The organism is Arthrobacter sp. Y-9, from assembly GCF_029690065.1.
In the GTDB taxonomy this organism is placed as follows: Bacteria; Actinomycetota; Actinomycetes; order Actinomycetales; family Micrococcaceae; genus Arthrobacter_E.
In genome coordinates this window covers 1,278,403-1,303,461 of the sequence record NZ_CP121463.1, presented here as the reverse complement: position 1 = coordinate 1,303,461, position 25,059 = coordinate 1,278,403, and the positions used below count along the sequence as shown (strand labels likewise).

The window sequence follows — 25,059 nt, the reverse complement described above, 5'->3', positions numbered from 1 at the left end:
GATCAGGCTTGATGGAGGGTGACTTTGACCTCGATCGAATCAACACCCTCAGCAAGTGTTTCATTTCCCGCCCAGCTCTGCTGTAAAGCGGACACCACTGCACTGACCTGGGCCGATTCCAGTCCGGGCTTCAGCGCGAGGATCACGCACAGCTCCGGTCCGAGGCCGCCGCCGGGGACCTCTTCCCCGCGCGCGTCACGGGCGGCGACGCCGGAGCCCCGGCGCACCTGGATGTCCCCGACCTCCGGATGCCCCACGGCACTGGCGCGGAACGCCTCGGCGACATCAGGGTCCAGGTAGGACGGCATCCACGGCTTCTGCTGAGCCAGCGCCCACAGCGGGGCCCGGCGTACCACGAAGGTGAAGTCGCTGCCGGGGTCGAGCACGAGCAGCTGCGCCTTCTCCGACACCGCCGACAGCGCCGCGCGGGCGGCGTAGGCGGCCACGGGACGGGCCTCGGGGTGCCAGGCCTCGAGCGCGCGCACCGAACTGAAGACGGGCATGGCGATCCGACCGTCCGGGGCCTGCATGGTGACCATGGCCATGTCGGCCTGCTTGTCGGCGTGCAGGCCGTCGTGCCCTTCGCCCTCCTCGGCCAGCTGAGCCACGATCGGGATGAACACCCGGGAGGTCGCCAAGGCGTCGAGGACGCCGTCCTCTCCCCCCGTTCCGGCGCGCAGGGCGTTGAGCGCCGTCGTCAGACCGGGGTTCGCCTCGCCGTCGTCGTTCTCGAAGTTGTGGATGTGGGAGTCCTCACCGGCCAGCGAGCGGCCGGCCCAGGGGCGACCCGCGGAGTCGGTCGGACCGCCCGCCCCGGCGAGAGCCGCGGCGATGTGACCGGGAAGTTCGCGACGTTCCGTCATGCCGGCCTCAGCGGCGTCCGGCCACGTCGAGCGCTTCGGGCAGCGTGAAGGCGCCGGAGTACAGGGCTTTGCCGATGATCGCTCCTTCGACGCCGAGCGGGACCAGCGCACGCAGCGCCTCCAGATCGGCGAGGCTCGAGATGCCGCCCGAAGCGACGACCGGCTTCCCGGTCTTCTCCACCATCTGACGCAGAAGCTCGACGTTCGGGCCCTGGAGCGTGCCGTCCTTCGTCACATCCGTCACGACGTACCGTGCGCAGCCGGCGTCCTCCAGGCGGGCGAGCACCTCCCAGAGGTCACCGCCCTCCTTCGTCCAGCCGCGGCCGGCGAGCGTGGTGCCGCGGACATCCAGGCCGACGGCGATCCGGTCACCGAACCGCTCGATCGCACGGGCGGTCCATTCGGGGTTCTCCAGCGCCGCGGTCCCGAGGTTCACGCGGGCCACGCCGAGGTCGACCAGGGCGCGCTCCAGGCTGGCATCGTCCCGCAGACCTCCGGACAGCTCGACCTTCAGATCGAGCGAGGTCACCACTTCACGGAGGATCTCCGCGTTGTCGCCCCGGTCGAAAGCGGCGTCCAGGTCCACCAGATGCACCCATTCGGCGCCGTTCTGCTGCCAGTTGAGCGCGGCCTCGAGCGGCGTGCCGTAGCTGGTCTCACTGCCGGCCTCGCCCTGGACGAGCCGCACGGCCTGGCCGTCGACGACGTCGACGGCGGGCAGCAGCTCAAGGACGGGAAGCTGGGTCTGGGTCATGATCCCTCCGGGCGGCGCACGGGGCGCCTATTTCGAGTCAAGGGTGAACAGGTAAGCGGCGACCAAGGCCATGGCGGCCAGGACGAAGAACGCGATGCTGAGCCAGCGGGGCTTCTTCTGCTGGATGAAGGAGATCCCCCCACCGATCAGCAGGCCGCCCAGGCCCATGAGCAGAATGGACCACATCAGGAATCCGCACCCGCTTCCGGGGTCGCCACGGACCCCGTGGAGGAAGCGGCGCGACCCTTGCGCAGAGAGCCGACCCAATTGCGGAGCAGCCGTGCCCCGGCCTCCCCGGACTTCTCCGGGTGGAACTGGGTGGCGCTCAGCGGACCGTTCTCCACCGCGGCGATGAACGGAGCGCCGTGCTCGGACCAGGTGACCTTCGGCGGGGCCATGTGCGGCTGCGTGACGTCGAAGTCCCAGGTCTGCACACCGTAGGAGTGCACGAAGTAGAACCGCTCGTCCTCCACACCCTCGAACAGGAGGCTTCCTTCGGGGGCCTTGACGGTGTTCCAGCCCATGTGGGGCACCACGGAGGCCGGCAGCAGTTCCACCGTGCCGGGCCATTCGCCCATGCCCTCGGCTTCCACACCGTGCTCCACGCCCTTCTCGAAGAGCACCTGGAGACCGACGCAGATGGCCAGCACCGGACGTCCACCGGCCACGCGACGGCCGATCAGACGGATCGCATCGACGTCTTTGAGTTCCTTCATGACGGTCGCGAAAGCGCCGACGCCGGGGACGACCAGGCCGTCCGCGTTCAGGACGTCCTCGGGCCGGGCGCTCAGGGTCACCTGGGCGCCGGCGGCCTCGAGGGCGCGCACCGCGGACCGCACATTGCCGGAACCGTAGTCCAGCACGGTGACGGTCGGTTTCCCCTCCGGACTCTCCGGCTTCCGGCCGGTGTGGGCGTCGCGGACCGCGCCGTCCTCGAGGGACTGGGCGGGACCCGTCGTGTTCTCCTGCTCGCTCACAGTGCTCCCTTGGTGGACGGAATGCCCTCGACGCGGGGATCGGGTTCGATCGCCGCACGCAGGGCACGGGCGAAGGCCTTGAACTGGGCCTCGACGATGTGGTGGGGATCGCGGCCGCGCAGCACATCCATGTGGAGGCAGATCCCGGCGTGCAGCGTGATGGCCTCGAAGACGTGACGGGTCAGCGAGCCGGTGAAGTGCCCTCCGATCAGGTGGTACTCCTGACCGGCCGGCTCACCCTCGTGGACCAGGTACGGACGCCCGGAGACGTCGACGACGGCGCGCGCCAGCGCCTCATCAAGCGGCACGGTGGCGTCGCCGAAGCGACGGATGCCGGCCTTGTCGCCGAGCGCCTTCTTCAGCACCTCGCCGAACGTGATGGCCACGTCCTCCACGGTGTGGTGTGCGTCGATGTGGGTGTCACCGGTGGCCCGGACCGTCAGGTCGATCAGGGAGTGCTTGCACAGCGCATTGAGCATGTGGTCGTAGAACGGCACCGTGGTGCTGATCTCGGCGACACCGGTGCCGTCCAGATCGATGCTGACGAATACGCTCGACTCGCTCGTGCTGCGTTCCATGCTGGCGGTGCGGGGCGTGCTCGCTGCGCTCATGCGGGAGACTCCTTCTGATGACGTGCTGTGTGAATGTCGATGGTCTCCGGCCGTTCCGGACCCCGCGAGGGTCCGGCGATCCGGAGGGGCGGCCGCCCGGTCCACAGGTGGATCGCCCTTGGGCGGGATGCCGTTCAGGCGGAATGCCCGAGCAGCTCCCGGAGCCGGGTGAGGAATGCCGTGGTCTCCGCCTCCGTGCCGGCAGTGACCCGGAGATGCCCCGGGATCCCGACGTCGCGGATCAGCACTCCGGCGTCCAGGAGGCCCTGCCAGATGGCCGCGGGGTCCTCCATGCCGCCGAAGAAGACGTAGTTCGAGTCCGAGGACGCGGGCTTCAGACCCATCTCCCGGAGCTCCGTCACGATGCGATCGCGCTGGACCTTGATGTCCTCCACGTCCGCCATGAGCAGTTCCCGGTGAGACAAAGCGGCCAGGGCGGTGGCCTGCGTGATCGCCGAGAGGTGGTACGGGAGACGGACCAGTCGGAGGGCGTCGGTGATCTCAGGGGCGGCGGCCAGATAGCCCAGACGGGCGCCCGCCAGGGCGAAGGCCTTGCTCATCGTGCGGCTGACGATCAGACGCTCGCGGCCGGGCAGCAGCGTGAGGGCGCTCGGAGTCCCTTCATGCGCGAACTCGTGGTACGCCTCGTCGACGATCACGATGGTCCGGCTCGCCTCGCCCGCTTCATACACGGCTTCGACCACGTCGAGGCCGAGCTTGGTGCCGGTGGGATTGTTCGGAGAGCACAGGAAGACGACACTCGGGCCGAGTTCACGCACCTGCCGCGCAGCGGACTCCGCGGAGAGTTCGAAGTCGGCGTCGCGGACGCCCTTCACATATTCGGTGTCGGTGCCGCTGGCCAGCAGGGGGTACATGGAGTACGTCGGGGGAAAGCCGAGTGCGGTGCGGCCCGGTCCACCGAAGGCCTGGAGGATCTGCTGCAGCACTTCATTGGACCCGTTGGCGGCCCAGATGTTCTCGGCGGTGAGGCCGTGGCCCAGGTAGTCGGCCAGCGCGGTGCGAAGTTCCGTGAATTCCCGGTCCGGGTACCGGTTGAGGGTCGTGGCGGCGTGGGTCACGGCTTCCGTGATGGCCTGGACCACCGGAGCGGGAACGCCATGGGTGTTCTCATTGACGTTCAGAAGCACGGGGACGTCGATCTGGGGGGCACCGTAGGGGCTGATCCCCCGGAGATTGTCTCGCAGGGGAAGCTTCGCCAAGCGCTGCATTTGTTCGCTCACCCGTACAGTCTAGTTTGCCCGGCTCCCCCGCCTTGAATTGTTGCTCCACCCAGGCCGGCCCACGAACCGAACGGGGCACGCACGCTGGTGAGTGGCGGATCGCCAGGCGGGATCAGAGGGGCCGGGCCGACGTCGCGCCGACTCAATGGCGAGTTCGATCAGCGCCGACCTGGATCAGTGCCGGAGTTGATCAGTGCCGGACCGGATCAGCGCCGGACTGGATCAGCGCTGGTCCGAATCAACTCCGCTGTGGATCAGCGCAGTTTTGATCAGCGCAGTTTTGATCAGCACTGCCCCGAACAGCACTGGCCCGATCAGCACTGTTTTGATCAGCGCTGTTCTGATCAACGCTGTGCGGGAACGAAGAGGTCCTGCCCCGCAACGATCTCCGACGCCTTCAGATCGTTCAGGCGAGCGATCTCACCGACCACTTCACGGGTGTCCCGCCCGGGAGCGACCCGCTGAGCGATGGCCCAGACCGTGTCTCCGGGCTGAACGACCACGGTCTGAGACGAACCCACGGAGTGCGTGTCGCTCGCGATGGCCGGCGTGAGCAGCATGCCCAGCGCGACGGTGATGATCGCGGCGAGCAGGAGCGCGGCCGGCAGGCCGAAGAAGACGAACCGCCCGCGGCGGGTCAACCGCATCCGCGGAGCAGTCTGCGTTCCGGTGATCGCAACAGCCTGTGCTGACATTTCGATTCCTCGCTTCCATCACGCCGCTTGGCATCTACGTTCGATGGCAATACGCCGTACATCCAGCTCGGTTCGAACATGTATTCGAACCTTGTTACTACTATTTTTAGGACATAGCTACGAACGCTGTCAAGACTCGCTAGAACAAATGTTTGATTCGGGCATCCTCCTGGCCTAGCGTTGGACGCAGGAAGAGTTCCTTCGGTGAACAGCACACCAGGGGGCACTGACAAAAATTTCGAGCCGCCCGGACCAGGGGCTGGCGAGAGCGACCGGGAGGACCCGGCCTCCCCGGAGGTCGGGGAGGCCCCACACGAGATCCAGGGAGTGACAGATGGCCAGGAGTTCATCGAACGAAGCCGGCCCCGGCAGGGCGCCGGCCAATCGCGGCCTCACTCCCCGCCAGAAGAAGATCCTGGAGACCATCCAGCGCTCGGTCGAGGCCAAGGGGTACCCGCCGTCGATGCGGGAGATCGGGGACACGGTGGGGCTCGCGAGCCTCTCCAGCGTCACGCACCAGCTGAGCCAGCTGGAGCGCCTCGGTTACATCCGCCGCGACCCGAAGCGCCCCCGCGCCATGGAGATCCTCATCCCGCTGACGCTGGACTCCCGGGAGTCTCCCCGCGTGGCGTCGCTGCCCGAGCCCCGGTCGATCGTGGCGGAGCTCAGCACATCGTCGGACGCCGCCATGGTCCCCCTGGTCGGGCGCATCGCGGCCGGTGGCCCGATCCTGGCCGACCAGCAGGTGGAGGACGTCATGCCGCTCCCCCGCCAGCTCGTGGGCCACGGCGAACTCTTCATGCTCCAGGTGGCGGGCGATTCGATGATCGACGCGGCCATCTGCGACGGCGACTGGGTGGTGGTCAGGCGCCAGAACAACGCCGAGAACGGGGACATCGTCGCCGCTCTCCTCGACGACGAGGCGACCGTGAAGACGTTCCGCCAGCGTGACGGTCACACCTGGCTGCTCCCCCAGAACACGCGCTATGAGCCGATTCTCGGTGACCATGCCACCGTCATGGGCAAGGTCGTCTCGGTGCTGCGCTCACTCTGAGAAACCCCACCGGCCGGCGCGGCGCGCGCCGGAAGACGAACGACAGACGGCGAGGGCCTGAGCGGAGATCCGCTCAGGCCCTCGCCGTCTGTCGTGGTGGCCGCCCGGCTCAGCTCTTCGCCGCAGCGGGCTCCTCACGTCCGGACAGCCGTTGGAGCGCCGACAGCACCACCTGACGGTCGGTGGTCGGCCAGAACGGCGGCAACGTGGACCGGATGAACCCTCCATAGCGCTCCGTGGCGAGCCGGGAGTCCAGCACGGCGACGACGCCCTTGTCACCCGTGGAGCGGATGAGGCGCCCCGCGCCCTGGGCCATCTTGATCGCGGCGCTACTGGCCGAGATCGCCATGAACCCGTTGCCCCCGTTCTGGGCGACGGCGCGGGACCGAGCGGTGTTGAGCGGATCGTCGGGACGCGGGAACGGGATCCGGTCCATGATGACCAGTCGGCAGGAATCACCGGGCACGTCCACGCCCTGCCACAGGGTGAGCGTGCCGAAGAGACACGTGTCCCGGTCGTCGGAGAACTCCTGGATGAGGGAACTCATCGTCGCCTCCCCCTGGCAGAGGATCGGGACGTCGACCCGTTCGCGGACGTAGTCCGCCGCCTCCTCCGCGGCCCTCCGTGAGGAGAACAGGCCCAGGGCCCCACCGCCCGAGGCCTTGATGAGGTCCACCACCTCGTCCAGCGCCTCCGGCGAGATGCCGCGGCCCGGTTTGGGCAGATGACGCGCGACATACAGCATGCCCTGACGCGGGTAGTCGAACGGGGAGCCGACGTCGACGCCCACCCAGTCGGGGGCGCCCGGACCCTGCAGACCCACATCGCCGGCGGCCTGGTCGAACGCTGCGCCGATGGCGAGGGTCGCCGAGGTGAGGATCGCGGTGTGGCCGTCGAACAGTCCGTCGCGGAGCTTCATGGCCACGCTGAGAGGCGCCACGGTCACGGTGGCGGGCGCGTCGTCGTCGGCTGGGCGATATCCGGTGCCGGGCTCGAAGGTGCCGCTGCGGGTCACCCAGACGACCTCTTTCCGCTCAGCCGCCACGAGGAGACGTTCGCTGACTTCGAGGAGCTGCGTCAGGCGCGAGCGGGCCGCCTGCAGGGCGCCGTCGGCAGGCTGTCCCTGCTCGGGCTTCGAGTCGGACAGCGCCGCACGGCAGGCCTCACGCACGGCGTCGATGGCCCGGCCGAGCGGTTCCTCGGGTCCGCGTGGCAGCAGGCCGGTGGACAGCAGACCCAGTTCGGCTTCCAGAGCGCCGGCCGCCGCGTCGAGCGCTTCGACGGTGATGTGGGCGTGACGGCGGGCGGCCCGTGCCGCGGCGGTCACCATCGCCTCGGACAGCTGACCGGTGACCGCACTCGTGACACGGTCCTGCAATTCATGGGCCTCGTCCACGACCACGACGTCGTATTCGGGCAGCACGGCGACGCCTTCAAAAGCGTTGATGGCCAGCATGGCGTGGTTCGTGACGATGACATCCGACTCGGCGGCCGTGGCCCGGGCCCGCTCACTGAAGCACTCTTCGGACATCGGGCATTTCGCCGGGCCGAGGCATTCCAGCGCCGTGACGGACACCTGCCGCCAGGCCCGTTCGGAGACGCCCGGGGTCAGGTCGTCCCGGTCTCCGGTGTCGGTCTCCTGCGCCCATTCGCGCAGCCTCAGGATCTCGCGGCCGAGCTGGGTGCCCGGACCGTTGCCGAGGCTCGGACCGTTGTTCGAACTGAACAGCGCGCCATCGGCCCCCATGCCGAACAGCTGATCGTCCGACGCGTCCTCCTCCGGGAAGCCGCCGCCCACCTTGTGCAGGCACAGGTAATTCGATCGGCCCTTCACGAGGGCGGTCTTCACCGGACGAGGGAGCTCAGGGGTGACGGTCTCGAGCAGCCGGGGCAGATCCCGGCCCATGATCTGAGCCTGCAGCGCGAGCGTCGCCGTCGAGATGACGGCACGGTGCCCATTGCGCACCGCGTCGTCGATCACAGGCACGAGGTACCCGAGCGACTTGCCGGTGCCGGTGCCCGCCTGGACGAGCAGATGACGCTGCTCCTCCAGGGAGGCGGCGACCTGCCGCACCATCTCGTGCTGGCCGGGGCGGTTCTGGCCTCCGAGACTGCCGACGGCGGTGTCCAGGAGGGACAGCGCCCGCCGGATGGCGGGGCTGTCCCTCCTGGTCTCCTCCTCCGGCTCCTGCGTGGCCGCGGGCGTCTCACTCATGGATGACGAACTGCTCCAGTTCCGCTGCCAGGGATTCCCGGACGACGACGGTGACCCGCGTGCCCTCCCCGGTGTGCTCGAGGTTGAGGATCTCGGACTCCCCTTCGTGCAGCTTGTTCAGCAGGTCGCCGCGCTGGTACGGCACGAGCAGTTCCATCCGCACATCGGGACGCGGGATGGAACGGCTGATCTCCGCCAGCAGCTCCGGAATGCCGGCGCCGGTGCGGGCCGACACCTCCAGGCAGCGAGGCTCCCTCTGCTTCAGGCGTTCCACCACGAACGGATCCGCGGCATCCACCTTGTTCAGCAAGATGATCTCGGGGACCTTGCGCGCATCCACTTCGGTGAACACCTGACGGACCGCCGCGATCTGACCTTCCGGGTCGGGGTGCGAGGCGTCCACCACGTGCAGGATGAGATCCGAATCGGCCACTTCCTCCAGCGTGGAGCGGAACGCCTCCACGAGCTGCGTCGGCAGGGACCGCACGAAACCGACCGTGTCCGCCAGCGTGTAGGTGATGCCGTCCGGCGTCTGGGCACGGCGCACCGTGGGGTCCAGGGTGGCGAACAGCGCGTTCTCCACCAGCACCCCGGCGTCGGTGAGCCGGTTCAGGAGCGAGGACTTACCGGCGTTGGTGTAGCCGGCGATCGCCACCGAGGGGACTTCGTGACGCTTGCGGTTGGCACGCTTGGCCTCACGGGCAGGCTTCATGGCGTCGATCTCACGACGGAGCTTGGCCATGCGGTTGCGGATCTTCCGGCGGTCCAGCTCGATCTTCGTCTCACCGGGACCACGGGAGCCCATGCCGGCGCCCGCGCTGCCCACCTGGCCACCGGCCTGACGGGACATGGATTCACCCCAGCCACGCAGACGCGGCAGCAGGTACTCCAGCTGGGCCAGTTCGACCTGCGCCTTGCCCTCGCGGCTCTTCGCGTGCTGCGCGAAGATGTCCAGGATGAGGCCGGTGCGGTCGATGACCTTCACCTTGACGATGTCCTCCAAGGACCGCCGCTGCGAAGGCGCCAGCTCGGAGTCGACCACCACGGTGTCGGCGCCGGTGGCCATGACGATGTCACGGAGCTCCAGCGCCTTGCCGGAGCCGAGGAACGTCCCGGGGTCCGGCTTGAGGCGCTTCTGGACGAGTCCGTCCAGCACCTCGGAACCGGCGGTCTCGGCCAGTGCGGCGAGCTCCCGCAGGGAGTTCTCCGCATCGGCGAGGGTGCCTTCGGTCCACAGCCCGGCCAGGACCACACGCTCCAGACGGAGCTGCCGGTACTCGACCTCGGTGACGTCCTCGAGTTCGGTGGACAGGCCGGCCACGCGCCGGAGCGCGCGGCGTTCGGCCAGGTCCTGCTGCAAGCCGTCGAACTCGCTGTGTTCCCGGTCCAGCGTGGACAGGGCCTGGGCTTTGGAGCCCAGCACGGTAGCGCGGGGGGTGCCGGAGCCGGCCCCCGCTTCCGGTTCCACCGCGTCGGAATCGGTGGCGAGGATGCGGTCGATGACGGCCTGCATCTCCTCCGGGCTCAGTTCAGAACCAGAATGAGTCTGTTCAGTCATGGTCTCCCTCAAAGCGTTGAATCCCATGCTAGCCGGAGGCTCCGACAACACGGGCAAGTGGTGAAAGGAGGTGCGGAAAGGAAAAACACGTCTTCCGGGATCTCGAATGATCAGTCTGGAAGGAATTCCTGTACTACCGCACCGCTGGGGTCAGGGTCACGGGGTCGACCGGTGCCGCGCGTCGGCAGGCTTCACCTCGGGATCAGCATGAACAGCGGATCGATCAGGGAAGCGGCGCGCGGGTCCGGGACTCATTACAGGAAAGACAGCATTGCATCATTCTACCAGCTCCCGCGCCTGCCCACAGCCCACTAAGGTTGCACGCATGGAGTCCGCACACTACTTCAGCAGCGAGCCCGCAGGCGAGTTCATCCGCAAGCCGCTCAGCGTCGTTCTGGACGGCCGGGAGCGGTCCCTGCACACCTCCGCGGGCATCTTCAGCCCCGACGCCATCGACAAGGGAACCCGGATCCTCCTGGACGAAGTGCCCGCACCGGCTCCGGAGGGGTCATTCCTCGACATCGGCTGCGGCTGGGGACCCATCGCCCTGACCCTGGCGCTCAAGTCCCCGGACGCGCGCGTCACCGCCGTGGACGTCAACCAGCGCTGCATCGCACTGACCACCGAGAATGCGGCCACGCTGGGGCTGGGCAACCTGAGCGCCTCGCTCCCCCAGGACGTCGACCCGGACCTCGGTTTCGACCTCATCTGGTCCAACCCGCCCATCAGGATCGGCAAGGCGGAACTCCACGAGCTGCTGCAGCTCTGGCTCCCCCGGCTCAACCCGGGCGGCGAGGCGTTCCTGGTCGTCCAGAAGAACCTCGGTTCGGACTCGCTGCAGAAATGGCTCGCGGAGACGCTTCCCGCCGGGTTCGGCGTCTCACGGTTCTCGACCGCGAAGTCGTTCCGCGTCCTGCGGGTCGTCCGCGAAGGCTGACGCCCTCCGGCCGAGCAGGCTCCTCGCCGTACGACGACGCCGCCGGAGCCGCCCGCCGTCGTCGACGTCTGGCACGCGCGTCCCCGCTCAGCCGCGGCCCGGTTCTCAGGCCAGGCGGCCGCGTGCCACGATCGTCGCGGGACCACTGAGGACCACGTGCTCCCCGTCGGCAGCGGCCGGCAGGAACTCGACGCCGACCACGCCGCCGGGCACCTGAACGTCCCAGCGTGACGGTGCGCCCGCACCCGCCCAGTACCGGATCGCCGCGGCGGCCGCGCACGCGCCGGTGCCGCACGACTGGGTCTCCCCGACGCCGCGTTCGTGCACGCGCATGGTCACGTGGCCCTTGCCGTCCTGCACGAGCGGCTCCGCGGGCACCACGAACTCGACGTTCGTGCCATTCGGCGGGGTCGGGTGCACCGCGGGGATCTCGGTGAGCGGAAGCGCGGCGAGCTCATCCAGCCCAGCCAGTGCGAGGACGGTGTGGGGGTTGCCCATGGTGATCGACAGCGCCGGACGTTCGCCGTCCAGACCGCGCGTGGTGACGAGTGAATCGACGGCGCGCTCGGCGGCCTCCTCCGGGTGGATGAAAGCCCACGGCCCCATGTCCACCGCGTAACCCTCCGGGACCAGGGTGACGACCTTGACGCCGGCCCGCGTGCCGATCTTGAGGAGGGAGTTGTCATCGAGACGGGCGAGCCCGGAGTCGAGCAGGAAGTGCACGAAGGCACGGACGCCATTGCCGCACATCTCGGCGATGGAGCCGTCGTTGTTGCGGTAGTCCATGAACCACTCGGCATCCGGCTCGGAGGCGAGCAGCTCCTGGCCCTCGGGCAGAAGGCGGGAGGGGATGGCGCGGATGAGCCCGTCACCGCCGATGCCCTGGTGCCGGTCGCACAGCACGGCCACCTGCTCCGCCGTGAGAGGACGCAGGCCGTCGGGGTCCGCGATCAGCACGAAGTCATTGCCCGTGCCGTGGCCCTTGGCGAACTCCAGGCCGCTCAGTCCAGCGAGGACGACGGCGGCGGGAGCGGGAAGCGTCTCAGTCATGGTTCCAGCGTACAGATGTTCACCTAAGAGACAGAACCCGGGAACGCCTCCTCCACCCGGCGCAGAGCCTGGTCCACGAGGTCCGGTGCGGTCCAGTCCAGCCAGTGGATCCGGGGATCCGCCCGGAACCAGGTGAGCTGCCGGCGCGCGAACTTCCGCGTCGCCACGATCGTGTCCTCGACGGCTTCCGCCACGGTGAGGTCGCCGTCCTGGGCCGCCAGGAACTGCGCGTACCCGATCGCCCGGCACGCTGTCTTCCCCTGCCGCAGTCCGCGCGCGTCCAGCGCGCGGACCTCGTCCTGCAGCCCCTGCGCCACCATGCGGTGGACCCGGCGGGCCAGGCGCTCTTTGAGGACCTCGCGGTCTGCTACGAGGCCGAGCTGGAGCGTCGGCTGAACGTACTCCCGCGTCGGCATGAACGAACTGAAGGGCCGCCCCGTGAGCTGGTGCACCTCGAGGGCGCGGATGACCCGTCGTTCGTCCTGCAGACGCTCCGCGCTGACGGGATCGACCGCCCGGAGACGTTCGCGGAGGGGCGCCAGCCCGTGGGACGCCGCTTCGGCCTCCAGCGTGGCGCGCAGCTCAGGATCAGTGCCGGGGAACTCCAGGACGTCGAGAGCTGCGCGGACGTACAGCCCGGAGCCTCCGACCAGGATGGGCACCGCTCCACGGCCCCGGATGTCGTCGATCAGCGCCCGGGCCTGGCCCTGGAAATCACTGACACTGGCCTCCTCGACCACGTCCAGGATGTCCAGGAGGTGGTGGGGCACCCCTTCACGTTCCGCGACACTGAGTTTCGCCGTCCCGATGTCCATGCCCCGGTAGAACTGCAGGGCGTCCGCGTTGATGATCTCCCCGCCCAGCCGCTCAGCGAGACGCAGTCCCAGCTCGGACTTCCCCGTGCCGGTGGCCCCGACGACGGCGAGCAGCGGCATGGGACGGTCAGCCGCGGTCACGCCGTAGGCTTCCAGGCCGGGGACCCCTGCGCCGTCCGGCTCGCCGGCGTGCCGCGCACCTGAGAGGCCACCGACAGGATTCCTGCCGTCATCGGACAGGGGTGGGCAGCTTCGGCATGCCGAGGAGCACGCCCTTACCCGGCACCGTGCCGGCGGTCCCCGCGGACGGGACGCCACAGGAATCGGCCTGGGCGCGATCCCACGCGTCGCCGGAACGGGACCTCCGCAGCCGGTACTCGGAGGCGTCCTTCGGATCGGCGATGAGGTGGAACGGGGCGGTCTCGGTGATGGTCACGGTGACGAGGTCGCCGGGCCGGGGCGTCTCGGCGCCTTCAGGGACACTGAAGTGCACCAGCCGCTGATCCTTGGCACGTCCACTGAGGCGGTGCGTCTGGTCCGACTTCCGGCCGCTCTGAGCCGCGACGAGGATCTCCACTTCGCGGCCCACCTGCTTCGCGTTCTCCTCGGCGGCGATCCGGTCCTGGAGGGCGATCAGCCGCTCGTACCGCTCCTGGACCACGGCCTTGGGGAGCTGGCCTTCGAGTTCCGCGGCAGGCGTGCCGGGACGCTTGGAGTACTGGAAGGTGAAGGCGGTGGCGAAGCGGGACTTCTCCACGACGTCGAGGGTGGCCTGGAAGTCCTCCTCCGTCTCCCCGGGGAAGCCCACGATGATGTCGGTGGAGATGGCCGCGTCCGGCATCTGTTCCCGCACCTTGTCGAGGATGCCGAGGAAGCGGGTGGAACGGTACGAACGGCGCATGTCCTTGAGGACCTTGTCCGAACCGGACTGCAACGGCATGTGCAACTGCGGCATCACATTGGGGGTCTCGGCCATCGCGGCGATGACGTCATCCGTGAACGCCGCGGGATGCGGGCTCGTGAACCGGACGCGTTCGAGTCCTTCGATGTCGCCGCAAGCCCGCAGGAGCTTGCTGAACGCCTGGCGGTCGCCGAACTCCACCCCGTAGGAGTTCACGTTCTGACCGAGCAAGGTCACTTCGATGGCGCCGTCGTCCACGAGGGCCTGGATCTCCGCGAGGATCTCCCCCGGCCGGCGGTCCCGCTCCTTGCCGCGGAGCGAAGGCACGATGCAGAAGGTACAGGTGTTGTTGCAGCCGACGCTGATGGACACCCAGCCCGAGTAGACCGAGTCCCTCTTGGTCGGCAACGTGGAGGGGAAGACCTCCAGAGACTCCAGGATCTCCAGCTCGGCCTTGGCGTTGTGCCGCGCGCGTTCGAGCAGCGCGGGGAGCGCGCTCACATTGTGGGTGCCGAACACCGCATCCACCCAGGGGGCCTTCTGAAGAATCGTCTCGCGGTCCTTCTGGGCCAGACAGCCGCCGACGGCGATCTGCATCCCCGGATTCTTCTCCTTGACGGGACGCAGTTGCCCCAGGTGACCGTAGAGCTTGTTGTCGGCGTTCTCACGGACGGCACAGGTGTTGAAGACGATGACGTCGGCCAGCTCCTCGGTGGCGGGCACCAGCCCCGCGTCCTCCAGCAGGCCCGACATGCGCTCCGAGTCGTGGACGTTCATCTGGCAGCCGAACGTCCGGACCTGATAGGTCCGCGGAGCTGTGGCCTCGGGCACGTCGTGTCCGACGGCGGCAGGAACGGAGGCCGGAGTGCCGGCGGACGTCGAAGAAGGAATGCTCACACTCACCTTTCAAGGGTACCGGGACCGGAGCGGCCTCTTCCCACGGTCGGCAGCCGGGCAAGCAGTCGAACAGATGGCCCAACGAACGGACACCGTCGCAAAGGGCCCGGCGAAAAACCCCGGCCAAGGGGCCGTCTCCAGCGGAACTCGCTCAGGAGAGGCTGCTCACTCCCAGGAGTCGTCCTCGCGGTTCAGCTCCTCCGCGACGATGCCGAAGGCCACGCCCGGCGAGTGCCCCTTGCGCACCAGCATGGCCACGAGACGGCGGGTGTGTTTGTCCTTCTCGCTGCGGTCCAGCGACGCCCGGTCCACGCGCGCCAACTTCTTGGCCACCAGGTAGCGAGCCGATTCGCGCTCGTCAGCGGCGCTGAGCTGCTCCAGGGCAGCCTCGATGAGAACGTCCGACACGCCTTTCTCGCGGAGTTCGCGTCGCAGAGTGGACGAGCCGAGGTGCCGGTGCTCCGCCCGGCTGCGGACCCAGAGCTCGGCGAACTCGGCGTCGTTGATGAGGCGGAGTTCTTCGAAGCGGTCCAGCACCGCCCGCGCGGCCGCTTCGGGGACCTCGCGGTCCTTCAGCTTGGTGGCGAGCTGGTGACGGGTCCTCGGTCCAGCGCTCAGCTGCCGCAGGACGATGGCGCGAGCCACGGACTCCGGGTCGGCGTCGCGATCCAGTTCGGGTTCCGGCGGAACGGCACCCGTGGAATCGGACCGCTTGCGCCTCCGTGGAGGAACGACCTCAGAGCCGCCATCCGGATCACGCTCCGCGCCCCACTCCGCTCCATCCTCCGGAAACCGGCCTGAGACTGTCGATCCCCGGCGGTTCGCACGGGCTCCGGACCCCTCCCGGCCTTCCGGATTCTCCTCGCTCCACGGCAGCTCCTTGGGTGGGCCGGTGGGCTTGGAGAGGGCCGAAGCGGGCTGGAGCCCCGGCACAGACATGCCAGGGCTCCAGGGTTCAGCGCTCGTGTTATCGGCAGAGGGCTGCTCAGAACGCGTCAACTCAGTACCCGTCGACGGCCTTCAGCTTCGGGTTCTCTTCCTCTTCCTGCGCGACCTGGCCCACGCCGAGCTTCTCCTTGATGAGACGCTCGAGCTCGTCGGCGAGATCCGGGTTGTCCCGGAGGAACCGGCGGGAGTTCTCCATGCCCTGGCCGAGCTGGTCACCGTCATAGGTGTACCAGGAGCCGGACTTCTTGATGATGCCGTGCTCCACACCCATGTCGATGATGCCGCCCTCGCGGGAGATGCCCTGTCCGTAGATGATGTCGAACTCGGCGGTCTTGAAGGGCGGAGCCATCTTGTTCTTGACGATCTTGACCTTCGTCCGGTTGCCCACCGAATCCGCCCCCTCCTTGAGGGTCTGGATACGGCGCACGTCCATACGCACCGAGGCGTAGAACTTCAGAGCCTTACCACCGGTGGTCGTCTCCGGAGAGCCGAAGAAGACACCGATCTTCTCACGCAGCTGGTTGATGAAGATGGCGGTGGTCTTGGTCTGGTTCAGCCGACCGGTGATCTTACGGAGTGCCTGGCTCATCAGACGGGCCTGCAGACCCACGTGGCTGTCACCCATCTCACCTTCGATTTCCGCGCGCGGCACCAGGGCGGCCACGGAGTCGATGACGATGATGTCCAGAGCGCCCGAGGAGACCAGCATGTCCATGATCTCCAAGGCCTGCTCACCGGTGTCCGGCTGGGAGACCAGCAGGGCGTCCGTGTCCACGCCCAGCTTGGCCGCGTATTCCGGGTCCAGAGCGTGCTCGGCGTCGATGAAGGCGGCGAGTCCGCCATTGCGCTGCGCATTGGCGACGGCGTGCAGGGCGACCGTGGTCTTACCGGAGGATTCCGGACCATAGATCTCCACCACGCGTCCGCGCGGCAGGCCGCCGATGCCCAGAGCCACGTCCATGGCGATGGAGCCGGTGGGGATCACTTCGATGGGCGCACGGGTGTCATCCCCGAGCCGCATGATGGATCCCTTGCCGAATTGCTTGTCGATCTGGGCCAGTGCCGCTTCAAGAGCTTTGGCGCGGTCCGGTGTTGCTGCCGCCATGACGTACCCCTACCCCTAGGTTGTTTCGCGGACCCGTGCGGCCCGGCGAAGATGATGACGCGAATCGTCGGTTCCCGGGTGGGAACCTTCACTGATGAGCCTAGAAAGCAGGACTGACATTAATTCCTGCGACCTTGCTCATGTGGACAACTCGGCCGTCTTTTTCTCTGGATAACAGCCTAGCCCAATTCGAACAACTATTCGAATGATTTCTCGGCGTGTTGAAGGAACCTGCGGGAAAGTCCCCGCGGTTCAGGCCTTCTTGGAGGCCTTCGGATCCTTGCCCAGACGCCGGCTCTCCGGAACATCCTGAGCCTCGCAGACGGCGATCCAGATGGCCCTCAGATCGAGCCCGTCCCGCAGCGCCTGGTCCGGCGTCCGGCTGCCCAGCTCGCGCAGCGCGAGGTTCGTGGCCAGATGGCGCGCATACGCGGGACCGAACTCGTCATCCATCAACTGCCAGAACTGGGAACGTCGCATCGGACCAGCTTCTCATGCCCGGTCATCGCCATGGTCACAGAGCCGTGACGCATCGGGCGGCGCCGCACGCCAAACTAGAATGGAACCATGATTCCAGCCGAGAGCGCCGGCAGCGCCGCCAGCCCCGCCTCCGGCGACAGGCCCACAGCAGCGGAAGCCCCAGCGCCGGACACCCCCGAAGGCGCGCGTCTCGACGAGGCGATCCACGCCGTCGAGCATCAGCTCAGCCTCCTCTGGCGCCGCGGCCGCGCCGTGTCCCTCCGTCTGTCACGGCAGGTTCATCCGGACATGGACCCCTCCGCGTACGGGCTGCTCTCCATCCTCCGCAGACAGGGCCCCATCCGGCTGACCGAGCTGGCGGGTCTGATCGGAGTCGGCAAGCCCACGGTGAGCCGCCAGGTCACCTTCCTCATGCAGCTCGGGCTGGTCTCCAAGGACGCGGATCCGCTGGACGGCCGGGCTCAGTTGCTGCACCTCACCGAGCACGGCGAGGAGACCATGGCGCGCGTGCAGGACGCCCGGCGCGAGATCTTCCGCCAGCGCCTGGGCGAATGGGACACCCCCGCTCTGGACGCTCTGGCCGAGAACCTGGAACGGCTCAACACCATCTACGAGCGGGACGGCCTGTAGAACCGCAGCCGCCGGCGAACCGGGGAGGACCCGGCGAACTCGGAACGGCCAGCAGACAGGGAAGGGCCCCGGCACACGAGGTGCCGGGGCCCTTCCTTCTCATGTCAACCGCTCTCAGCGGCTCCCGACGAGCTCCAGCTCGTCCCCCAGGCCACGGCCGTAGCGCTGGGTGAAGTCCTGCGGGACGGTGTCCGGGACGGCGACGCCCTCGGCCACGGCCACGCGGTCACTGACTTCACGGAGCATGCTGGACAGCGGAACGTCCAATGCCGAGCAGATCGAGGAGAGCAGCTCAGAGGAGGCTTCCTTCTGGCCACGCTCGACCTCACTCAGATACCCGAGCGAAACCCGCGCACTGTGGGAGACCTCCCGCAGTGTGCGTCCCTGGCGCTGACGGACATCGCGGAGGACGTCACCGATCTCGTGACGTAGGATCACCATCTTGCGCTCCTTCGCTTCGTGCTGTGCCGGATCGAGTAGGCCCACATCCTTCCAGCGGACCACGCCGTTCACGGATACGGGCTGCTTGACCATGTGTATCGCTTGCTCCTTCGTTCAGGCCTCGGCCTGAATTTCATCCTATGACCATCACCCTTGTGATGGCGACACTAAAGTAACTCCCGGCTCTCAGCTTTTGTTCCCCGCAGGCTCTTTTCCAGGGAACTCACGGAGAGCGTCCAGCAAATGGCCGATCGCGCCGCGTAACGCCGCTTCACGGATCTGCTCCCGTCCACCCACGAAGTGGTGGGTGAACGCCCTGGTTCCCTGCCCGTCCGCGATGCCGATGAACACGGTGCCCACGGACTTGCCGTCGTGAGGCTCGGGGCCTGCCACACCCGTCGTGCTCACGGCCAGATCCGCTCCGCACGCACGGAGGGCCCCGGCGGCCATCTGCCGGGCCACGTCGGCGTCCACCGAACCCCGTTCGGCGAGCAGCGCACCGCTGACGCCCAGGACGTGCTCCTTGACCTCGTTGTGGTAGGACACGACTCCCCCGCGCAGGGTCGCCGAGGCGCCCGGCACGTCCGCGAGCCGTGCCGCGACGAGCCCCGCGGTCAGGGACTCGGCCGTGGCGACCGTGACGCCTCGCGAGATCGCGAGTTCCACGGCCTCCCGGACCGTCCCGGCGAAAGCGTCAGGCACGGGTGCCTCCCCGGATGAGCCGCGCCGACAGGAACACGTACTGCAGACCCGTCACGAGCGTGACCGCCACGGTGGCCAGCATCAGGACGAACGCCACCACGCCGAGCCACGGCCACTGCGCCGTGAACGGAAGGAGATAGAGGAAGAGGACCACCGTCTGCAGCACGGTCTTGATCTTGCCGCCGCTGGAGGCCGGGATGACCCCGTACCGGATGACCACCAGGCGCAGCAGGGTGATCCCCCACTCGCGCACCAGGATGATCACCGTGGCCCACCACGGGATCTCGCCGAGGATCGACAGGATCACGAAAGCCGCCCCGGTCAGGAGCTTGTCCGCGATCGGGTCGGCGATCTTCCCGAAGTCCGTGATCAGGCCCCGGGCGCGGGCGATGTCACCGTCCAGCTTGTCCGTGTACATCGCGACGGCGAACACCGCCAGGGCGGCCCAGCGCCACGGGCCGTGCGTGCTCGCGTCCGCGAGCAGGAACCAGGCGAAAAACGGGACCAATGCGATCCGCAGCATGGTCAGGATGTTGGGCAGGTTCCAGACCTGCGACGTCGGGGTTCCGCTCACGTACTCAGGCTACCGTCCGGTCAGCTGCCACGCGTCTTCGCCCTCGTCATCATCGTCGTCCCCGTAGTCACTCGCCTGGGTGCGCGCGTCGAGGTCCTGCTGGACCAGGTCGACACCGTAGTCACCCATCTGGTGATTGGCGTTGGCGTTGTCGGCGAGGGCCTCGGTGGTGGCGTCCGGCGCGGCCGGGACGTCGTCACCGCGGATCGTGGCGAGGACGGCGCCCAGATCATCCGGCTTGACCAGGACGTCACGAGCCTTGGACCCCTCGGACGGCCCGACGACGCCACGCGACTCCATGAGGTCCATCAGACGTCCGGCCTTGGCGAAGCCCACGCGGAGCTTGCGCTGCAGCATGGACGTCGAGCCGAACTGCGTGGTGACCACGAGTTCGGTGGCCTGCAGCAGGAGGTCCAGATCGTCCCCGATGTCGTCGTCGATCTGCTTCTTGGGCGCCTCGGCCGCCACGTCGTCACGGTAGGTGACCTGGAGCTGGCCCTTGACGTGCTCGACGACCTTGTGGATCTCAGACTCGCTGACCCACGCCCCCTGGACACGCATCGGCTTGGACGCGCCCATCGGCAGGAAGAGCGCGTCACCCTGGCCGATCAGCTTCTCGGCGCCCGGCTGGTCCAGGACCACGCGGGAGTCCGTGACGGACGATGTCGCGAACGCCATGCGGGACGGGACGTTGGCCTTGATCAGACCGGTCACCACGTCCACGGACGGCCGCTGGGTCGCGAGCACGAGGTGGATGCCGGCGGCACGGGCCAACTGGGTGATGCGGACGATCGAGTCCTCGACGTCGCGCGGCGCGACCATCATGAGGTCTGCGAGCTCGTCCACGATCACCAGGAGATACGGGTACGGCTTGATGATGCGCTTCGAATCCGGCGGCGGCACGACCTTGCCGGCCCGCACCGCCTTGTTGAAGTCGTCGATGTGCTTGTAGCCGTAGTTCGCCAGATCGTCGTACCGCGCGTCCATCTCCCGCACCACCCACTGGAGGGCCTCGGCGGCCTTCTTCGGATTGGTGATGATCGGAGTGATGAGGTGCGGCACGCCCTCGTACGCGGTGAGTTCCACGCGCTTCGGGTCGACCATGACCATGCGCACCTCGTCCGGCGTCGCGCGCATGAGGATCGAGGTGATCATGGAGTTCACGAACGACGACTTACCGGCGCCCGTGGCGCCGGCCACGAGCATGTGCGGCATCTTGGCCAGGTTGGCCACCACGAAGCCGCCCTCGACATCCTTGCCGACGCCCATCACCATGGGGTGGTCGGTGCGACGGGCGTTCTGACTGCGCAGGACATCGCCCAGGGACACGGTCTCGCGGTCCGTGTTCGGGATCTCGATGCCGATGGCGCTCTTGCCCGGGATGGGGCTCAGGATGCGGACATCCGAGCTCGCCACGGCGTAGGAGATGTTCTTGGACAGCGCGGTGACCCGCTCCACCTTGGTGCCGGGGGCCAGCTCGATCTCGTACCGCGTGACGGTCGGGCCACGGCTGAAGCCGGTCACGGAGGCGTCCACATTGAACTGCTGCAAGGTGTCCGTCAGCGCGGCGACGACGGCGTCATTGGCCTCCGTGCGCTCCTTCGGCACGCTGCCGGCCACGAGGGCGTCGGCATTGGGCAGCGTGTACGTCACGTCGCCGGCGAGCGAGAGCTGCTCGGTCCGCTGCGGGATCGGCGCCGGAATGGGCGGCTTCTGGGGCTCGACATTGAACACCGTGGTGGCGGCGACGGCGGGAAGGGCCTGGGTGGCCGTGTCGTCCTGGCTCGTGGGCTCGGTCTGCGCCTGGCGTTCCTTGATCTTCTCGCGCGCCAGCTCGGACTGGGTGGGCCGGCGGACGCCCGCGGGAACGGCCGGTGCGGCAGGGGCTGCGGCGCCGGACGCCCGCGCCGGGGCGGACGCCGGGCCAGCGGCGTCGTCGTCGATCACTGCGTGTTCGAAGGCCTCATCGCCCACGTACCCGTCCACGGCACGGTCTTCCGGTCCCTTGTCCCGGCCGAAGAGCTTGCGCTTCCTGGCCGGCTTCGCGGGCCGGTCGTGCTCGTAAAGGTAACTGCGGTCGTGGCCGTCAGCCGTGAGGGGGTCCTGCAGATCCATGCCCATGAGGTGCTCGTAGGCCTCGCGGATCCTGCGCGGAATGGCCGTGAACGGCGTCGCCGTCACGATCAGCACCGAGGTGAAGGCCAGGAACGAATACAGGGCGATCGGCAGGGCCGCGTGGACGGCTGCCAGCGGGGATCCCACCAGGAAGCCGACCATGCCGCCGGCTCGGCGGACGCCGTCGAAACCGTCGAACGGGCTCGGCTGGCCGCCGATCACGTGGGCGAGGCCCGATCCGGCGATGGTCATGATGATGAAGCCGATACCGATGCGGTTGTTGCCGCGGGTGTCCTCCGGATGGCGGAACAGCCGGACGCCGCAGACGGCGAGCATGAGCGGCAGCAGGTAGGTCATCCACCCGAAGGTGCCGTTGACCACGGAGGCGACCACGGTGGGCAGCCAGCCGCTCAGTCCCCACCACGCGAACGTGGCGATGAAGACCGCCAGCAGCAGATTGAAGAAGGCGGCGCCGTCACGTCGGGCCTCCGGATCGAGGCCGCTGACGTCCCGGCCGATGCGGCGCACCCCGGCGCCGACGGCGTGCGCCAGGCCGAGGTAGGCGCCCGCCAGGGCGCGGACGATCCACGGCTGTTCGGCGGCTCCGGCATTCTGGTGCCGGGCGGCCGCAGCCTTGGAAGCAGTGGTCCGGCCTGAGCCACCACGAGTGGTGGAGGTGCCGGTTTTGCTTTTCGTGGTGCCTTTTGGCGCGGAGGGGGTGCGGGTCGCCATAGTCCCACCCTAGCCCAGAAGCGCCGTAGAACCCCGGATTTCCGGGGTTCTACGGCGCTTCTGGAATCGGAGTCCGGAGGAATCAGGCCTCCAGGACCACCGGGATGATCATCGGCTTGCGACGGAGACGGCGGTTCACCCAGGTGCCGATCACGCGGCGCACCACCTGCTGGAGCTGATGAGTGGTGTGATCCTTGCGCTCGGCGACGGCCTCTTCGAGGGCGGCGTTGATCTTGGGGATGATCTCGTCGAAGACGGCATCCTCCTCGGCCACACCGCGGGCGTGGATCTCCGGCCCGGAGACCACCTTGCCAGTGCTACGGTTGATCACGGTGACGATCGAGATGAAGCCCTCGTCGCCGAGGATGCGACGGTCCTTCAGGTCCGCGTCGGTGATCTCACCGACACTGGAGCCGTCCACGTAGACGAAGCCGACCTCGACCTGACCGACGATGTTCGCCAGACCGTCATGCAGATCCACCACGGTGCCGTTGTCCGCCAGGATGATGTTCTCGCCCGGCACACCGGACTCCTCGGCGATCTTGCCGTTGGCGATCAGGTGCCGCGTCTCACCGTGCACGGGCATGGCGTTGAGCGGTTCGAGGATGTTGTAGCAGTAGAGGAGCTCACCGGCGGCGGCGTGACCCGAGACGTGGACCTTGGCGTTGCCCTTGTGGATCACGTCCGCGCCCAGCTTGAGCAGGCCGTTGATGATGCGGAAGACGGCGTTCTCGTTGCCCGGGATCAGGCTGGACGCGAGGATCACGGTGTCACCCGTGCCCACCTGGACGCGGTGGTCACCGTTCGCCATGCGGGACAGGGCGGCCATCGGCTCACCCTGCGAACCGGTGGACATGAGGACGACCTTCTCATCGGGAAGCTTGTCCACGTTCTTGAGGTCCACCAGGATGCCGTCCGGCACCTCAAGGTAGCCGAGCTTCGCGGCGATCTGCATGTTGCGCACCATGGAGCGGCCCACGAAGGCCACCTTGCGGCCGTGCTTCGCGGCGGCGTCCAGCACCTGCTGCACACGGTGCACGTGGGAGGAGAAGGACGCGACGATGATGCGCTTCTTGGCCTGGCCGAAGAGGCGGTCCAGGGTGGGGCCGATCTCCTTCTCCGCGGTGGTGAAACCGGGGACATCGGCGTTGGTGGAGTCGGACATGAAGAGGTCCACGCCCTCCTCGCCCAGGCGGGCGAAGTGACGGAGGTCGGTGATGCGGCCGTCCAGCGGAAGCTGGTCCATCTTGAAGTCACCGGTGTGCAGCACGGTGCCGCCCGCGGTGCGGATGAACACGGCCAGGGCGTCCGGGATCGAGTGGTTCACGGCGACGAATTCACAGTTGAACGGGCCGAACTGCTCGACCTGTCCCTCCTCCACGACCATGGTCTTGGGGCGGATGCGGTGCTCCACGAGCTTCGCCTCCACGAGGGCCAGCGTCAGCTGGGAGCCCACCAGGGGGATGTCGCGGCGCAGGCGCAGCAGGTACGGCACGGCGCCGATGTGGTCCTCGTGGCCATGCGTCAGGATGACGGCCAGGATGTCATCGACACGGTCCTCGATGTAGGAGAAGTCCGGGAGGATGAGGTCCACGCCGGGCTGCGTCTCCTCGGGGAAGAGCACGCCGCAGTCGACGATGAGGAGCTTGCCGGCGATCTCGAAGACCGCCATGTTGCGTCCCACCTCCCCGAGGCCACCCAGGGGAACGATGCGGAGCGTGTCCTTCGCCAGCTTGGGAGGCGTGGTGAGGTGGGAAAACGCGAGTTGGGTCATATCTGGCTACTTTCCGGCGGCAGCCGCAGGGGATCCTGGCTGTTTCAGCCCAGGACCCATGCGGCCTCCGCCAAGTCTTCACGGATGATGGCTTGCTCGGCGTCGCTCAGCTCCACGAGGGGCAGGCGGACACGCGAGTTGGGCAGGACGTTCTGCCACTGAAGAATCTGCTTGGCCGCCACGGCGCCCTGGGCGCGGGTCATGGTGGCACGGACCACGGGTTCGAGGTCGAAGTTGAGGGTGCGGGCGGTGGCCAGGTCCCCGGCGTTCACGGCGTCCACGAGAGCGCGGAACTTCGCCGTGGCGACATGGGTGGTCACGCCCACCAGGCCGACGGCCCCGAGGGCCATCCATTCCAGGGTGAGGCCGTCATCGCCCGAGTAGAACACCAGATCCGTCTCCCGCAGGACACGGGTGGCCTTGGCGAAGTCCGCCTTGGCGTCCTTGACGGCGACGATGTTGGGGTGCTCCGCCAGGCGGATCATCGTCTCCGGCGCGATCTCGATCGAGGAGCGGCCAGGGATGTCGTACAGCATGACGGGCAGGCCCGTGGAGTCCGCGACGGCTTCGAAATGCGCCTGCACTCCTGCCTGGCTCGGCTTGTTGTAGTACGGCGTCACGATCAGCAGACCGTCGACGCCGACTTCCTCAGCCCGGCGGGAGAGCTGGATCGAGTGGGCGGTGTCATTGGTGCCGGTGCCCGCGATGATCACGGCGCGGTCCCCCACGGCCTCCTTGACGGCGCGGAACATGCCCACGTTCTCGTCATCGGTCAGTGTGGAGGTCTCCCCCGTGGTGCCGGTGACGACGAGACCGTCGCAGCCGTTGTCCACGAGGTGCTCGGCCAGTTCCGCCGCTTTCCGGTAGTCGACCACTCCATCATCGGTGAACGGTGTGACCATCGCGGTCAGAAGAGTTCCGAGGTGGGGGGTGCGCGAACCAGAAACAGCCATGCATGAAGGTTATCGTGAATCCGTCATCCCTCTGCAA

General features: G+C 68.0%; 24 protein-coding genes. 3 read left to right on the top strand and 21 right to left on the bottom strand.

Annotated features, from left to right (window positions below; translation table 11 throughout):
* Nucleotides 1-2: 2 nt before the first annotated feature.
* The 7 genes from P9849_RS05730 to P9849_RS05700 all read right to left on the bottom strand — a co-directional run bounded on the left by P9849_RS05730 (nucleotide 3) and on the right by P9849_RS05700 (nucleotide 5,141).
* Nucleotides 3-863, bottom strand: a complete 861-nt coding sequence (locus P9849_RS05730; protein WP_278268693.1) for an SseB family protein — start codon at nucleotides 861-863, stop codon at nucleotides 3-5.
* A 7-nt stretch (nucleotides 864-870) separates the two neighbouring features.
* Nucleotides 871-1,617: a bifunctional 1-(5-phosphoribosyl)-5-((5-phosphoribosylamino)methylideneamino)imidazole-4-carboxamide isomerase/phosphoribosylanthranilate isomerase PriA gene (gene priA, locus P9849_RS05725; RefSeq protein WP_278268692.1), complete on the bottom strand. Its 747-nt coding sequence runs from the start codon at nucleotides 1,615-1,617 to the stop codon at nucleotides 871-873.
* A 27-nt stretch (nucleotides 1,618-1,644) separates the two neighbouring features.
* Complete coding sequence (locus tag P9849_RS05720) at nucleotides 1,645-1,803, bottom strand: hypothetical protein (protein ID WP_278268691.1); 159 nt, start codon at nucleotides 1,801-1,803, stop codon at nucleotides 1,645-1,647.
* Nucleotides 1,803-2,594, bottom strand: a complete 792-nt coding sequence (hisH, locus tag P9849_RS05715) for an imidazole glycerol phosphate synthase subunit HisH (RefSeq protein WP_278268690.1) — start codon at nucleotides 2,592-2,594, stop codon at nucleotides 1,803-1,805. The genes P9849_RS05720 and hisH overlap by 1 nt, the downstream gene beginning before the upstream one ends.
* The gene (hisB, locus tag P9849_RS05710) at nucleotides 2,591-3,205 is read right to left on the bottom strand and encodes an imidazoleglycerol-phosphate dehydratase HisB (protein ID WP_066215348.1); all 615 of its coding nucleotides are present in this window, start codon (nucleotides 3,203-3,205) and stop codon (nucleotides 2,591-2,593) included. Before hisB ends, hisH begins: the two co-directional genes overlap by 4 nt.
* A 134-nt stretch (nucleotides 3,206-3,339) precedes the next feature.
* Entirely contained in the window at nucleotides 3,340-4,446 is a 1,107-nt protein-coding gene (locus P9849_RS05705; protein ID WP_278268689.1) for a histidinol-phosphate transaminase, read from the bottom strand.
* A gap of 344 nt (nucleotides 4,447-4,790) precedes the next feature.
* On the bottom strand, nucleotides 4,791-5,141 hold the full coding sequence (locus tag P9849_RS05700; RefSeq protein WP_278268688.1) for a LysM peptidoglycan-binding domain-containing protein: 351 nt from the start codon (nucleotides 5,139-5,141) through the stop codon (nucleotides 4,791-4,793).
* A gap of 334 nt (nucleotides 5,142-5,475) precedes the next feature.
* Here P9849_RS05700 and lexA point away from each other — a divergent pair, with 334 nt between their 5' ends.
* The gene (gene lexA, locus P9849_RS05695) at nucleotides 5,476-6,195 is read left to right on the top strand and encodes a transcriptional repressor LexA (RefSeq protein WP_278268687.1); all 720 of its coding nucleotides are present in this window, start codon (nucleotides 5,476-5,478) and stop codon (nucleotides 6,193-6,195) included.
* Nucleotides 6,196-6,304: 109 nt separating this feature from the next.
* Here the strand turns inward: lexA and P9849_RS05690 are convergent, their stop codons facing one another.
* Nucleotides 6,305-8,410 (bottom strand): ATP-dependent DNA helicase, encoded by a 2,106-nt coding sequence (locus P9849_RS05690; RefSeq protein ID WP_278268686.1) that lies wholly within the window; start codon nucleotides 8,408-8,410, stop codon nucleotides 6,305-6,307.
* On the bottom strand, nucleotides 8,403-9,968 hold the full coding sequence (hflX, locus tag P9849_RS05685; RefSeq protein WP_278268685.1) for a GTPase HflX: 1,566 nt from the start codon (nucleotides 9,966-9,968) through the stop codon (nucleotides 8,403-8,405). The genes P9849_RS05690 and hflX overlap by 8 nt, the downstream gene beginning before the upstream one ends.
* Nucleotides 9,969-10,293: 325 nt before the next feature.
* On the opposite strand from hflX, the gene P9849_RS05680 reads away from it, so the two are divergent.
* A complete protein-coding gene (locus tag P9849_RS05680; RefSeq protein WP_278268684.1) occupies nucleotides 10,294-10,905 on the top strand; it encodes a methyltransferase in 612 nt (203 codons plus the stop codon).
* A gap of 105 nt (nucleotides 10,906-11,010) precedes the next feature.
* Here the strand turns inward: P9849_RS05680 and dapF are convergent, their stop codons facing one another.
* The 6 genes from dapF to P9849_RS05650 all read right to left on the bottom strand — a co-directional run bounded on the left by dapF (nucleotide 11,011) and on the right by P9849_RS05650 (nucleotide 17,101).
* The gene (gene dapF, locus P9849_RS05675) at nucleotides 11,011-11,955 is read right to left on the bottom strand and encodes a diaminopimelate epimerase (RefSeq protein WP_278268683.1); all 945 of its coding nucleotides are present in this window, start codon (nucleotides 11,953-11,955) and stop codon (nucleotides 11,011-11,013) included.
* A gap of 23 nt (nucleotides 11,956-11,978) precedes the next feature.
* Nucleotides 11,979-12,890: a tRNA (adenosine(37)-N6)-dimethylallyltransferase MiaA gene (miaA, locus tag P9849_RS05670; protein ID WP_278269110.1), complete on the bottom strand. Its 912-nt coding sequence runs from the start codon at nucleotides 12,888-12,890 to the stop codon at nucleotides 11,979-11,981.
* A 109-nt stretch (nucleotides 12,891-12,999) separates the two neighbouring features.
* Nucleotides 13,000-14,502 (bottom strand): tRNA (N6-isopentenyl adenosine(37)-C2)-methylthiotransferase MiaB, encoded by a 1,503-nt coding sequence (gene miaB / locus P9849_RS05665; protein WP_278269109.1) that lies wholly within the window; start codon nucleotides 14,500-14,502, stop codon nucleotides 13,000-13,002.
* Nucleotides 14,503-14,733: 231 nt separating this feature from the next.
* The gene (locus P9849_RS05660; protein WP_278268682.1) at nucleotides 14,734-15,213 is read right to left on the bottom strand and encodes a regulatory protein RecX; all 480 of its coding nucleotides are present in this window, start codon (nucleotides 15,211-15,213) and stop codon (nucleotides 14,734-14,736) included.
* 355 nt (nucleotides 15,214-15,568) lie between these two features.
* Nucleotides 15,569-16,621, bottom strand: coding sequence for a recombinase RecA (gene recA, locus P9849_RS05655; RefSeq protein ID WP_066215330.1), 1,053 nt, complete (start codon nucleotides 16,619-16,621; stop codon nucleotides 15,569-15,571).
* Nucleotides 16,622-16,873: 252 nt separating this feature from the next.
* Entirely contained in the window at nucleotides 16,874-17,101 is a 228-nt protein-coding gene (locus P9849_RS05650) for a DUF3046 domain-containing protein (RefSeq protein ID WP_278268681.1), read from the bottom strand.
* An 87-nt stretch (nucleotides 17,102-17,188) separates the two neighbouring features.
* Here P9849_RS05650 and P9849_RS05645 point away from each other — a divergent pair, with 87 nt between their 5' ends.
* Nucleotides 17,189-17,731, top strand: coding sequence for a MarR family transcriptional regulator (locus P9849_RS05645; RefSeq protein ID WP_278268680.1), 543 nt, complete (start codon nucleotides 17,189-17,191; stop codon nucleotides 17,729-17,731).
* A 114-nt stretch (nucleotides 17,732-17,845) separates the two neighbouring features.
* Here P9849_RS05645 and P9849_RS05640 read toward each other — a convergent pair whose 3' ends face one another.
* The 6 genes from P9849_RS05640 to dapA form a co-directional block, all read right to left on the bottom strand.
* The gene (locus P9849_RS05640) at nucleotides 17,846-18,265 is read right to left on the bottom strand and encodes a helix-turn-helix transcriptional regulator (RefSeq protein ID WP_066215327.1); all 420 of its coding nucleotides are present in this window, start codon (nucleotides 18,263-18,265) and stop codon (nucleotides 17,846-17,848) included.
* A 93-nt stretch (nucleotides 18,266-18,358) separates the two neighbouring features.
* A complete protein-coding gene (locus P9849_RS05635) occupies nucleotides 18,359-18,874 on the bottom strand; it encodes a CinA family protein (RefSeq protein WP_278268679.1) in 516 nt (171 codons plus the stop codon).
* Complete coding sequence (locus P9849_RS05630; RefSeq protein ID WP_278269108.1) at nucleotides 18,867-19,397, bottom strand: CDP-alcohol phosphatidyltransferase family protein; 531 nt, start codon at nucleotides 19,395-19,397, stop codon at nucleotides 18,867-18,869. Before P9849_RS05630 ends, P9849_RS05635 begins: the two co-directional genes overlap by 8 nt.
* Before the next feature lie 60 nt (nucleotides 19,398-19,457).
* On the bottom strand, nucleotides 19,458-22,295 hold the full coding sequence (locus tag P9849_RS05625) for a DNA translocase FtsK (RefSeq protein ID WP_278268678.1): 2,838 nt from the start codon (nucleotides 22,293-22,295) through the stop codon (nucleotides 19,458-19,460).
* An 82-nt stretch (nucleotides 22,296-22,377) separates the two neighbouring features.
* Complete coding sequence (locus P9849_RS05620) at nucleotides 22,378-24,069, bottom strand: ribonuclease J (RefSeq protein ID WP_066215319.1); 1,692 nt, start codon at nucleotides 24,067-24,069, stop codon at nucleotides 22,378-22,380.
* Between the two features lie 44 nt (nucleotides 24,070-24,113).
* Nucleotides 24,114-25,022 carry a 4-hydroxy-tetrahydrodipicolinate synthase gene (dapA, locus tag P9849_RS05615; RefSeq protein ID WP_278268677.1) on the bottom strand — a complete coding sequence of 303 codons (909 nt, stop codon included), beginning with the start codon at nucleotides 25,020-25,022 and terminating at the stop codon, nucleotides 24,114-24,116.
* Nucleotides 25,023-25,059: the final 37 nt, after the last annotated feature.